The organism is endosymbiont DhMRE of Dentiscutata heterogama, from assembly GCF_002888635.2.
Lineage (GTDB): Bacteria > Bacillota_I > Bacilli_A > Mycoplasmatales > CGIF01 > CGIF01.
This window is the reverse complement of record NZ_LN828718.1, coordinates 189,387-201,442: the sequence shown is the minus strand read 5'-3', so window position 1 is coordinate 201,442 and position 12,056 is coordinate 189,387. Positions and strand designations below refer to the sequence as shown.

Below are 12,056 nucleotides of genomic sequence, written 5' to 3'. Positions count from 1 at the left end.
TATTATTGCACGTAATTCATTAGAATAGTAAATTAATAATCATTAATATTCTCTTATTATAATTATATTTATATTTTTTTGAAGTATAATTAACTTATTTTTTACTCAATAATTTTGGTTACTACTCCTTTACCGATAGTCCTACCTCCTTCTCGGATTGAGAAAGTGCTATTAATTTCAATAGCAACTGGATGAATAAGGTGAACTTGTAGACTAAGGTCATCTCCGGGCTTGACAAGTTCTTTTCCTTTTGGCAATTTGATAGTGCCGGAAATATCCGAAGTATAGAAGTAAAATTGTGGACTGTAATCAGCCTCAAAGGGGGTATGGCGACCTCCTTCCTCCTTGGTTAGAATGTAAACTTGAGCCTCAATTTTTTTGTGAGCATTAATACTGCCTGGTTTGGCTAACGCTGCTCCGCGTGGCGCTTGTTCTCGGGTAGTGCCTTGTAGGAGAACCCCAATATTAAAATTTGGCTTGGCCTCCTTTAACTCCTTATGAAACATTTCAGCACTAGTGGCTTTCGTTTTAAATTTTTCTGCATTTATTCCCACAATTTCCACTTCTTCACCCGGTTTAAGCGTTCCTCTTTCCACTTTACCGGTGGCTACTGTCCCACGACCAGTAATCGACATATTGTCCTCGATATACATCAAGAACGGCTTGCTCTCATCGCTCGGTGGTGTCGGAATATGTTTATCAACCGCATCAATTAACTCCTCAATTTTTTTCTCTTGTTCGGCGTCTCCTTCTAATGCCTTTTTCGCTGAACCAAAAATAATGGGGGAATTTTTGTTAAATCCGTACTTTTCTAATAATCCTTCAATTTCCTCTTTCACTAAATCCAACATTTCCTTATCTGCCACCACGTCAACCTTATTCGCAAAAACGACTACATCTTTTACTCCTACTTGATTTGCTAAAAGCAAATGTTCCTTGGTTTGATCTTGACCGCCTTGACTGGCATCAACTACCACAATTGCACCGTTGGCTTGGGCTGCACCAGTAATTAAGTTTTTAATATAGTCGGCGTGGCCCGGACAATCAATTAAAGCATAATGTCTAGTGTCAGTTTCATACTCAACGTGAGCGGTTTTGATAGTAATTCCTCGCGCTCTTTCTTCGGGAGCCGCATCGATCTCTTCATATTTCCGAGACTTGGCCTTATTTTTCTTGGATTGAACATGGGTAATTGCTGATGTCAAAGTCGTTTTTCCATGATCGACATGTCCTAAAGTCGCAATATTTACATGAGGTTTGGAACTTTCGTATACTTCTTTTTTTCCTGTTTTCGCTTCTGCCATACAATGTTATATATTTATTAATTTTATAGTGTTTGTTGTATGTTAATGCTCTTATGTAGGGCGTTTTTTTGAGATTACCAGATAATTCTTATGTTATAGACATTACTGGTCATTCGGGAGGATACAATTCCGTCTCTAAGCATATTTTAGCAATTTGGTAGTCAAAAACCTCAAAATAGTTACGTTTATTCTTGTTAGACGAAATATTCACATTTATTTTCCTTATTTGCCCTAGTTTACTTTTCTTTTCCTAGTGAAATTAACTTTTTGAACGGGATTTGATTTTGATAGGTTCTGGACGATGGTGTAATCTTTGCGTGAATCTTTTTTCTCGCACTACTTGAATAGTTACTTCCCCCGGAATAACGATATCTTTTTTGATTTTTTCTCTAATTTTACGGGCTATTTCCCAAGTTTTATGGTCATTTAATTTTTCGGCATCCACAAATACTCATACTTCACGACCGGCCTGAAAAGCATAACTTTTTTTGATACCTGGAAAATTATTAGCAATATTTTCTAAACTATTCATCCGCTCGATGTAAGCCTCGGACTGATAACCCCGAACACCTGGACGGGCTGCGGACAATTTATCTGCGGCTAAAACGATTAAAGAATAGAGATTAGTAGGGGGAAAGTCTCGGTGATGAGAAGCAATGGCATTAATAACTATCTCTGGTTCCTGGAATTTTTTGGCTAAACTGATGCCGCTACGGACGTGAGAATAATTACCGCCGTCCTCCACTGCTTTGCCGATATCGTGGAAAAGTCCAGCTCGTCGAGCTAAAAGAACGTCCAAATCTAATTCTGCCGCAATACTACCGGCTAATTTAGCTACCTCCAGACAATGTTCCAGCACATTCTGACCATAACTAGTGCGATATTTTAATTTGCCTAAATGCTTAATTATTTCAGGGTGAACATCACTTAATCCTAATTCTTCCACAACCTCGTTTCCGGTTTTGATAATGAGTTCATCGGTTTTGGCACTTACTTCTTGGTAAATTTTCTCAATGTGGAGAGGGGAAAATTTGACCTCTTTAATTAAATTGCGAAGGGTTTGCAAACCGATAGCCCGGCGCAAAGAGTTAAAAGAGGAAATTTGAATAGTCAATTCGTCACTTTCTTTGTCAATAATCAACTCGGTGCCAGTAATGCGGTGAAAGGCATTGATATTTCGCCCATCCTTACCGATGATTTTGCTGATTATTTGAGGACTTTCTACTCGTAAAGCGTCAGTAGTTTTAGTGAAAACCAACTCTGAACTACATTTTTCTAAGGCTTGACAAATAATTTTCGCACTCTCTTCTTTTGCTATTCTTTCGCTCTGCCTAATTTTTTCTTCCTTGTATCACTCTAATTCGCGATCCACTTCGGCTCTTAATACAATTAAGAGATCTTTTTTAGCTTCCTCTTTGCTTAACGGAATTATTTTTTCTAAATGTCCTATTACTCTCTCTCTTATTTCCTTAACCTTTTCCATTTCCTCGCGGATAGTTTTTTCTTTGTGAGAACTTAATGCTAATTGTTGAGTAAACAGTTCCTCTTTCCGGAATAATTGCTTAGTAAATTCGTTTATTCTTTTTTCTTCTTGTTGTAATTTTTCACGTTTGCTGAGCAATTGCTTAATGGCGGTTTGTAACTTTTTTTCTTTAATTTTGAGTTGTTCTTCCCGCTTTTTTTGGCTGCGAAGTAACTTTCCCACTTCTAATCGACCCCAGTAGGCTCTTTTGAGGTAGGTAAAAAATACTAAAAATAATATTATAAGGAAAAGAGTGAAAAGAAGGAACAAGTATCCATAACCATCTCTTATTCATTGTAAAAAGTTCATATGAAAAAGTCAGAATTTTTGAAATTATTAAGCAAAAAAAGTAAGCCGTTAGCTGGGAACAATCGTTCTTTTTCTATGCGGGCCACAAAAAGAAAATTTGCTACTAATCGGCAAAAGTTTCGAATTGGAGTTAAAACCTATTACATTCCTACTAAATTAATTCGCACTTATTGGGCCAAGACGAAAAATTAAAGCGAAGTTTCTAATTTCAGATGGGCAGTGTTAGGTATTTTAACTTTTTCTAAGGCTTCCAAAGCAGAGGAGGAAATGTCAGAGACATAAATTATCCGACGATGAATTTCCTTAGCAAATTGCTCCTGTGCATCCTTGTGCTTATGAGGGGAAATCAGTACCGTAACGATTTTCTTTCATTTGCCTTTAAGAGGGAAAGGAATCGGACCACTAAAATTTAATTTCAATTGCGAAATTTTTTCCGTCATCAAGCGAGTTGCTTCTTCCGTGGTTTCCACATCGTAACCATAAACAGTAATTTTTATCTGATTATTTTTTTTGTTCATTGTAAAAATCTAAATTGTATATATTAGTATTTTAGCGGTTTTCGTGTTTTATTTTTAGTCCTGGTAAATAGACGTTTATTCTTTTTTAATATCTTCCTCTACCAAAGAAACGATTTGTCCTTTGCTTAAATCACCCAAAATTATTTCTACTTTCACTCTATCCCCGACCACAATTGCAGTCCGGCGGCGTCCTTGTTTAGTCCGAAAGCGGGCTGGCATATCCGCTTCAATTATTTTGCCATTAACGCACGCAACCCGAAATTTTTTTTTATTTATTAATTCAATTACTTCGCCTTGAGTGGTAAAAAATTCTCTATGCTTTTTGTCTTTGTTTAACTTAAAATATCCACGTCTATTCTTCATAATTAGTTATAATCTCGGCACCAGCGGGGCCAATGTATACAGTATGCTCAAAATGAGCGTTCAAATGACCATTTTTGGAAAAAACCGTTCATTTATTTGGAGCAACCTCTACTTCGGCATCGCCAATCTGCACCAGAGGTTCAATACAAATAAACATTCCTTCTTTAATGATTTCTCCTTTGCTAGGGGTTTTATAATTAGGAATAAATGGCTCCTGGTGAAGTTTTTCCCCAATACCGTGCCCGCCGTATTCTTTAATGGGATAATAACCACGAGTTCGGATGTATTTTTCTATCATAGCACCAATATCTTGAGTAGTAGTAAGTCCTGGTTGGATATTTTGAATAACGTAATATAAACTATTTTTAGTGGTATTGAGGAGATTTTTTTTGGTTTCATCCCCGGTTCCGACGATGGTCGTCAGAGCCGCATCAGCATGATAACCTTGATAATGACAGGCTACGTCTATTGAGACCAAATCACCCTCTTGAAAAACCCGTTCATCCGGTATGCCGTGGGTCAATTCGTGGTTAATAGCCACACAAATGGACGCAGAAAAGCCCTTATAACCGAGGCTGGACGACTGAACTCCTTGTTCTTTCATTAATTTTTGGGCCAATTTATCTAAATCTTGGCCAGAAACACCCACTTTGATTTCTTTTTTTAACCTTTTTAAAATGTTACTGACGGCTTGCCCGGCTTTTTTTATACACTCAATTTTTTCCACTTTTACTAATATCTAATCCAATATTTTTGTTATTGAAAGCGAATAGATATTAGGAAGAGTATTGGCCGCTCCCTAGTTTATTGTAAATTAATTTTAATAAGAGGATATTTTCCGAGCAGTTTTAACTAAATTTATGCTTTATTTATATTATCAATTTTAGCAGTTTTGTAATATTGTACTCCTTAAAATCTTTTTTATAAAATAGTCTTGTCACTAATGAATAAAAAAATTGAGGTGCCAATGTCCCGAATTAAGGAATTGATTTCCTTAATTGAAAAATGAAATTACGAATATTACATTCTTAATCAACCCAGTGTCGAGGACGCGGTTTATGATAAGCATTGACAAGAATTACGAGAGTTAGAAGCCAAATACAATTACATTTTGCCTAATTCTCCAACCCAAAAAGCCGGCCAGACTGCCAGCCCCAAATTCCGTCCAGTGGCCCGCCAAAATCCCATGTTAAGTTTGGATAGTGTGGATGATTATGAAAATTTATTGAAATTTGATGAAAGAGTGAAAAAGATATTGAAAACTGACCAAGAAATTGAATATATTTGTGAATGAAAAATCGATGGTTTATCGGTGAGTCTGGTTTATCGCAATCATCATTTAAGTCAAATCAGCACCCGTGGCGATGGAGTTATCGGGGAAGATATAACCTTTAACAAAGAATTATTAAAAAATGTCCCTTTTTTTTTAAAAGAAGTTGCTAATTGTGAAGTGCGCGGGGAAGTTTACATGAAAAAAGAAGAGTTTTTGCGTCTGAATGAAGAATTAAAAAAATCCGGTCATAAATTATTAGCCAATCCTCGTAATGCAGCAGCCGGCAGTTTACGCACCCTAATTCCTCTCCAAAATAGAAATTTACATTTTTTTGCTTATCAATTATTTACTAGTAATTTTCCGACCCAATTGTCTTGCCTCCAAGAATTAGAAAAATTGGGGTTTGTGGTTAGTCCTGATTATAGTTTATTCAGAAACATTGAGGAAGTGGAAAAATTTATTCAGCAGCAAGAAAAAAAACGGGAAAGTTTGGATTTTGAAAGTGATGGGGTGGTTGTTAAAGTTAATGACTACAAACATTATGAAAAATTAGGCCAGACCAGCCGTTTTCCTCGTTGAGCCATAGCCTATAAATTTCCGGCTTCGCTGGCGGTTAGTAAAGTCCAAAATATTTACGTGGAAGTGAGTCGCAATGGTCGCATAACTTATGTAGCAGAGATAACTCCGGTGATTTTACAAGGCAGTAAAATTAGCAAAGTAACGCTTCACAATTACGCTTTTATCGCCAATTTAGGACTAAACATCGGTGATGAAATAGTAATCAAGAAAGCTGGGGATGTTATTCCCCAAATAACCAAAGTAATTAAATTAAATGGTAGTGCTAGTTGACAGCCACCGACTAATTGTCCTTCTTGTAACTCTAATTTAAAATGAAATTCCACCAATATTTATCAATTATGCAAAAACAAAAAGTGTCCGCAAAAAGTTGTTAATTACTTAGTTCATTTTGCCTCTAAAAGAGGCTTGGATATTAAGGGTATCAGCACGAAAAATATTCAAAAACTTTATGAGAATAATTTATTGAACCAGCCGGCTGACTTTTATCATCTTTATCAAAAAGAGCGACAATTGTTAAAATTAGAGGGATTTCGGAAAAAGAGCGTTGGCAATATGTTACACTCAATAGAGAATTCCAAAAAAAGGCCTCTGGCTAATTTACTAACGGCACTGGGAATCCCCCTTCTTAGTTCAGTCAAAACCCAAAAATTAACCAAATTTTATCCGGATTTATCCAGTCTTCTTACAGCGGTAAAAAATGAAGAATGAGAAAAATTTAGGGAGATTTTGGGAGAAGAGACCCAAAAAGAATTAAAAAAATATTTGTCAGAACCCAAAAATTTGTCTTTGTTGGAAGAAATGAAATTGATTCGTGAATTACCCTCGACCTAATTTATACTTTCGTGTTTTGATGTTGAGAGTCGGGATAATATACAAAATTAATCTCTAAAAACGCAATTACAATACATACTCCCTTGTTTAATTATAAAGTTTAAATCAAATAAATCTCCAAATATTTCTCCGCAAAAACCATAAATTTTTATTCTTCTCGCTTTTAGGTTAAGCGACACTTTCTCAAGTGATACACTTAAAAACCAAACCTAACCACTTATTATTTTTCTTCTGGTTTTTCTTCTAATTGCCAATACCAAGTTGACAATACTCAAAGTAGTTATTATCACTAATATTAACCAAATCCACCCACCATTTTGTTTATTATTTTTACTCTCGTTGGAGAGTGCGATTGCTAGTCTAGCTTGTTGTTCAATTTCTCTTTCAAGAGCAATCCTAAAATCATTAATCTCCTTTTCACTAGTTAATTTAAGCAATTGCTCCTCCCAATTTTGATATTGGGGAGGCAAATCAGAAGAGGTTAAATTATGAGAGTTTAAGAGTTGAATAATTTGCTGTTTAGCATTATTTTTTGCTTCACTAATATCTTTATCTGACCCTTGATCTTGTTTTTTCTCTTCATCATTATTTTCTTTTTCTTGGTTTAGAGGGTTAGTTGATGGTTCTTGCTCATCCCCAGAATAATAACCTTCATCTTCCGGTTGGGGTTTTTTTGTTTCTTCTTCCTGATTAGGATTGTGTTCTTCATCAGTTGGAGAGGAAGTTTTTTTTCGCTTATTAAGGATTTTCTTTCACCATTTAGTGAGTTTACGAGCAGCTTGTTCGATTTTTATCTCTCTCTCTCTCTTGAGTTAGTCTTTCTGCTTCTTGTTCTCAAGCATGGTAGTAGGATTGTTCGGATTGGTGTTCTTGGTGAAGATATTCTTTTTGAATATATTCTTGATTTAATCGTTCACTTTCCTGAGTTCAAGTTTGTTCATAAGTTTGTTGTTGATCTTGTTCCAATTGGTGATGATTTTGCCACTGTTGTTGACTATATTCTGATTGTTGGCGTTCTCGTTCTTTTTTGGCTTTTCAATTTTTAATATGATTTTTTAGGAGGGCTTGGGCTTTTTCGCGGTTTTGCCTTTCTACTTTTAATTGCCGATAAATTTTACGAGCCTTTCAAATATTAGCAATAGTAGAGGCGGCTTGCAGTCTCTTTTCTTCCTCAAAACTCTCTAATATTATTTTTCTTATTATCAAATACATCGACAAAACTTTCTTGCTCTTTTCTGATTCATTTTCATTTTTAATTTCTAGCAATTTTTTTGAACTTAACTTCCGAAAACTTTCTTTAAGTTTAAGTTTTCTTTCCGCCTCGGTTTTTATCATTACATGTGCAAATCAAATGCAACTAATAAGTTCCTCTGTTTCAATTTCAGAACAGTTTAGCACAATGTCTATAATTGCATCTGAAGTTTCATTTGGTAAGGCTGGCGAAGATTTTAAAAAAAGCATCACGTTTAACTTCCTTTCAAAAAAAATTTCTTTTATTAGATCAAAAAGGTATCTTGATTGCTCGTATTTTGATTTTTCTCTCAAAAAAAGTGCATCTTCAATACAAATTTTTGTATCTGAACTCCCAAGGTTTCAGTCCCTAACTTCTTCCAAACAATCTTCCAATTTTTGATAATTTTCTCTCATGGCCGCCGTGGTTTTTCTAAATTCAACAGTCTCACCAGTAGCAAAAACATTAAATAGAGCACCAACACTTTTTCCTTCTCTATATTTCCGGTCAGCTTCAAGAAATTCATCAAACTCTATCCCTCTTCTTATCATTTCATTTTCTATTGCCTCTTCTATATCTGCCACTGATAAACTTTCCATTCCTTCAAAAACTTCAAAAGGATAGATATTTTTCCATTCTCTTCTCCTTTCTGTTCTTTTTGCTTTACCTGATTCACTACCATAGAATAATTTATGCTTGCGAATTTTCAATCTTAAAATCAAATTGAGGATTCTGAGACTCTCAGGCTCCTGTTCAAGACTAGCAATAAATTTATCTATTCCTTTTATCGTTTGCAAATCAGAATAGGAAATTGACTCCGGAATGTCCGCGGGATATAAAGGATAAATAAAATCCAGAAATTCTTTTTTTGTTTCTTGTTCTTGAAAATTTGGCATAATTCTTATTAAATAAACAGTAAAGGCAAGATTGATGGATAAAGTAAGCAATTTGAAGAATAATTAGTTTTAGGGTTAGATCAAGGCAATAAATCAGACAGAGGAGGCACCCAACCCGTTCTTTCATAATTCATTCGTTCAAAGCAGTCCTGATAGGCTACTAGGCAGATTAACGAACTATACTTTCCAATAACCAATGCACCTACTGAACTTTTTTCAGCGATAAGTATATATATATAATATTTTATTAGGGAAGCATTGAACTTCCCTACTTTTTAAAAAATCTCAGATTAGCGGTTATATTAATGCTTTCTTTTTTTCCTAATTTTCACCAGTCAACAGGTTAAAAATGTAGCATTTAAAATTAGCAAAAATAACCAAAATCATCAGGGAATCAAATTTTTATTGACCTTATCTGAGCCGGATGCAAGTTCTTGATTATAACTTTCAGTGGGCTTATTTTTGATTAATTGTTGAATAGCCGTAATTACCTGGTCATAGTTGATGGGCGGGATTAAATCCAAGGACAAATCAGAATTAATTCGGCTCAATAATTCTTTTTCATTGATACTCTCACCTTGCCTAATTTTTTGGTTCAGGGTCATTATCTGGTTCCGCAATTCATTTACTAGTTGAGAATCAGCAGGAGATTTATTTTTGGTTGGTTGCGAGCCGGATCTTTTTTGAGGGTTATCGTTTCTAGCCGGATCGTTTTGGTTTTTAAGTTTTTGGTTCTCAGTTGCCAATCGATCGCACTCGGTTTCGGCTTGTAGTAGACGACTTTTTAGACTATCGTAATCACTATGCTGGGGATTTAAACAGTTCGGGGGGTTATTGAAAAAATTAATCAGAGTTGCCAAAGGAGCCGGCACTGATGGTAAATTATTTAAATCACTTATTTTTAATTCTTCTTTCAAGTATTTTTCGTAGGTTCTTATAGCATTATTGGCTGCTGACAACAGTCCAGTTAAATTATTAGTTTGTTGATTCAATTTATCCCGGAGCGATTTAGTGGCTTTTTTTAGTAAACTCGTTTTTCTTATTTCTCTATCTCGTTCCTGTTGAGTAGTATCGCATTCGGCCGTTTTTTGGTCGATAGTTTGGCGAAATTGTTGATTTTCATTTTGTAAATCAGCCAGGTTTCGCAGAGTATTATTTTTTAGTGTTTCGGCTTGTCGTTTTTGATTAAACAATTCCCTATTTTGGGTCCGCAAATCGTTCAACTCTCGTTCTTTTTGCTCCTTGGTCGAGGATAATTCCTCTTTTTGTTGGGTTAATTCCGCAATTCGAGCAAGATAATTGTCAACATCCGCTTGCAACTTCTCTAAATTCTGGCTTAATTTTTGGTTAGCAGTTTGCTCGGTTTGGAGGTCATTTTTGGTTTGCTGATAATTTTTTAAAGCCGTTTCTAATTGGTGGTGTAAATCAGTGTTTAGGCGGATTAATATTTCATTTTCCTGCTCCTGTTGGATTGATTTTACTTGCCGTAATTTGCGACATTTGGCTTGGAGGGCTTGGACTTTCTTTTGCTCCTTTCTTAACTGCTCGTCCGTTTTTTCTAGGTCATCAACTTTATTATTTAATTTGCTTTCTACTTCATTTTTAGCAGCGGCGGTAATAGCATGGGCGGCTTTTTCGGCGACCAGGGTCTTTTCAACTTTTTCTTTGGCTTGGCTAACAATAGCCAACTGGTCTTTTGTGTTTTGGTGTTGTTTTTGCTCCTTGTTTAGGTTAGCAAGAACTTTATCTTTTTCTTGCTGGATAGTGTTTTGGGATTCTCGGTAGGCATTCCGTTCGGATTCGGCCTGGGTTTTGGCAGCTTTCGCATCTTGGAAGTCTTTACTTACTTGGGCGGCATTTCGGCTGAAAAAGGTAGCAGTTCAAGTTTCAAGGGCCTTTCGGGTACTCTTATGGACGCTCTGTTCGCGGGTTAATTCGTCTTTAAATGCCTCGCATTCCTTTTCGGCAGTAGATATTTTTCTCTTGGCCTCATCATGAGCCCTTTCCACATCATTTTTCGCCGCATTAGCCTCATTCAATTCTTCGCTTTTTTGGGTAAATTCAGCCTCTTTGGCCGTTATTTTTTCGGTCAAGTCAGTAATTTCAGCATTTTTTTCGGTCAATTTTGTTTCTAAACCTGCCTTTTCCTGCCGTATTTTTTCAATTTCCTTATCCCGAGCAGTCAATTTTTCTTTAATATCCTCATTGTTTTCCCCGACGGAGCATGTATGATTTTTTCATTTTTCTAACTCCTGCTGAATTGCTATTAATTTTTCTTTGAAATCGCCTTTTACTTCAATTTCCAAGACATTTTTCAAAGCGTTTTCTATGGCATTAACTTCCCCCTCTCGCAAAAATAAATCGTGTGCTTTTGTTTCTATCTCCTCTTCTTTCTCGTCAATTATTTTTTTTTCTTCTTCAATTAATTGAAAATCACTCTTTATTTGAGCGATCAAATTATCATAACCCTCTTTGTATTTTTTGACCTCATTTTCCTTTTCTAATTTCCATTTTGCTCTCTCTCTCTCTCTCTCTCTCTCTCTCTCTCTCCGTCACGTTTCCTCTGTCTGTTTAATTAAATTAGCAGTAATTTCCCCTTTCTGTTTTTCAAATGACTCCTCTTGGGATTTTAATTTATTATCAAAACTTTTCTGGGCTTGCTTGTAATCTTTTTTTAGGCTGGCAATTTGATTTTGGAGTTCGGTGTTGACCTCATTAGCATCAAGCATTTTTTTCTCGGCTTCGGCCAGTTGTTCGACCGTTGGTCGTTTTTCTAATTCCTTAATTTGGGCTTCTTTTTCGGCCTTTTCAGCAATAATCCTGTTAATTGTTTCTTCTTCGTCTTCTTCATAACCAGAATCTTTTCTTCTATTTTGTAACTTCTTATTTTCGGCTGTTAACCGGTTGATTTCAGCGGCTTTTTGGTCAATTTCTTCTTTTTGAGCGGCTGTTCGTTTTTTTAGGTCCGCATTTTCATTAATCAAAGCATTTGTTGCCTGGCTGGCCTCGCAGCTGGTTGTTTCTAATTTTTGTTTTTTTTCTTTAACTTTACGATATTTCTTGTGGTTAACTATTTTTGGTGCGGTCATAAATCCTTGTAAATCTAATTTTATATATTTATAATTTTATATATATAATTAACACTAGAGTTGAAAATTATTATAAATTTAAGTAAATAGGGTCTATGGCAAAAAAATAAACTCGGCTAAAATTATTTATAGGTCAAGCCT

10 protein-coding genes are annotated in these 12,056 nt (G+C 35.5%); 2 read left to right on the top strand and 8 right to left on the bottom strand.

From position 1 onward, the window contains the following. Positions 1–101: 101 nt before the first annotated feature. Together tuf and DHMRE_RS01320 are read right to left on the bottom strand one after the other, a co-directional pair. Entirely contained in the window at positions 102–1,304 is a 1,203-nt protein-coding gene (tuf, locus tag DHMRE_RS01325; protein WP_322632586.1) for an elongation factor Tu, read from the bottom strand. 259 nt (positions 1,305–1,563) lie between these two features. Beyond that, positions 1,564–3,135 carry an HDIG domain-containing metalloprotein gene (locus tag DHMRE_RS01320; protein ID WP_322632585.1) on the bottom strand — a complete coding sequence of 524 codons (1,572 nt, stop codon included), beginning with the start codon at positions 3,133–3,135 and terminating at the stop codon, positions 1,564–1,566. Between DHMRE_RS01320 and DHMRE_RS01315 the strand changes: the two genes are divergently transcribed. Next, a complete protein-coding gene (locus DHMRE_RS01315) occupies positions 3,136–3,327 on the top strand; it encodes a large ribosomal subunit protein bL28 (RefSeq protein WP_322632584.1) in 192 nt (63 codons plus the stop codon). Here the strand turns inward: DHMRE_RS01315 and DHMRE_RS01310 are convergent. From DHMRE_RS01310 to map, 3 genes are all read right to left on the bottom strand, one after another. Then, on the bottom strand, positions 3,324–3,653 hold the full coding sequence (locus tag DHMRE_RS01310; RefSeq protein WP_322632583.1) for a 30S ribosomal protein S10: 330 nt from the start codon (positions 3,651–3,653) through the stop codon (positions 3,324–3,326). The two genes, DHMRE_RS01315 and DHMRE_RS01310, sit on opposite strands and share 4 nt — an antisense overlap. Before the next feature lie 75 nt (positions 3,654–3,728). Continuing rightward, on the bottom strand, positions 3,729–4,016 hold the full coding sequence (locus DHMRE_RS01305; RefSeq protein ID WP_322632582.1) for a hypothetical protein: 288 nt from the start codon (positions 4,014–4,016) through the stop codon (positions 3,729–3,731). Then, positions 4,006–4,743, bottom strand: a complete 738-nt coding sequence (gene map / locus DHMRE_RS01300; RefSeq protein WP_322632581.1) for a type I methionyl aminopeptidase — start codon at positions 4,741–4,743, stop codon at positions 4,006–4,008. The genes DHMRE_RS01305 and map overlap by 11 nt, the downstream gene beginning before the upstream one ends. Before the next feature lie 216 nt (positions 4,744–4,959). On the opposite strand from map, the gene ligA reads away from it, so the two are divergent. Continuing rightward, entirely contained in the window at positions 4,960–6,699 is a 1,740-nt protein-coding gene (gene ligA, locus DHMRE_RS01295) for an NAD-dependent DNA ligase LigA (RefSeq protein ID WP_322632580.1), read from the top strand. Between the two features lie 209 nt (positions 6,700–6,908). Here ligA and DHMRE_RS01290 read toward each other — a convergent pair whose 3' ends face one another. From DHMRE_RS01290 to DHMRE_RS01280, 3 genes are all read right to left on the bottom strand, one after another. Beyond that, the gene (locus DHMRE_RS01290; RefSeq protein WP_322632579.1) at positions 6,909–7,169 is read right to left on the bottom strand and encodes a hypothetical protein; all 261 of its coding nucleotides are present in this window, start codon (positions 7,167–7,169) and stop codon (positions 6,909–6,911) included. Positions 7,170–7,467: 298 nt separating this feature from the next. After that, positions 7,468–8,826 (bottom strand): hypothetical protein, encoded by a 1,359-nt coding sequence (locus tag DHMRE_RS01285; RefSeq protein ID WP_322632578.1) that lies wholly within the window; start codon positions 8,824–8,826, stop codon positions 7,468–7,470. Positions 8,827–9,128: 302 nt separating this feature from the next. Further along, a complete protein-coding gene (locus DHMRE_RS01280; protein WP_322632577.1) occupies positions 9,129–11,915 on the bottom strand; it encodes a hypothetical protein in 2,787 nt (928 codons plus the stop codon). Positions 11,916–12,056: the final 141 nt, after the last annotated feature.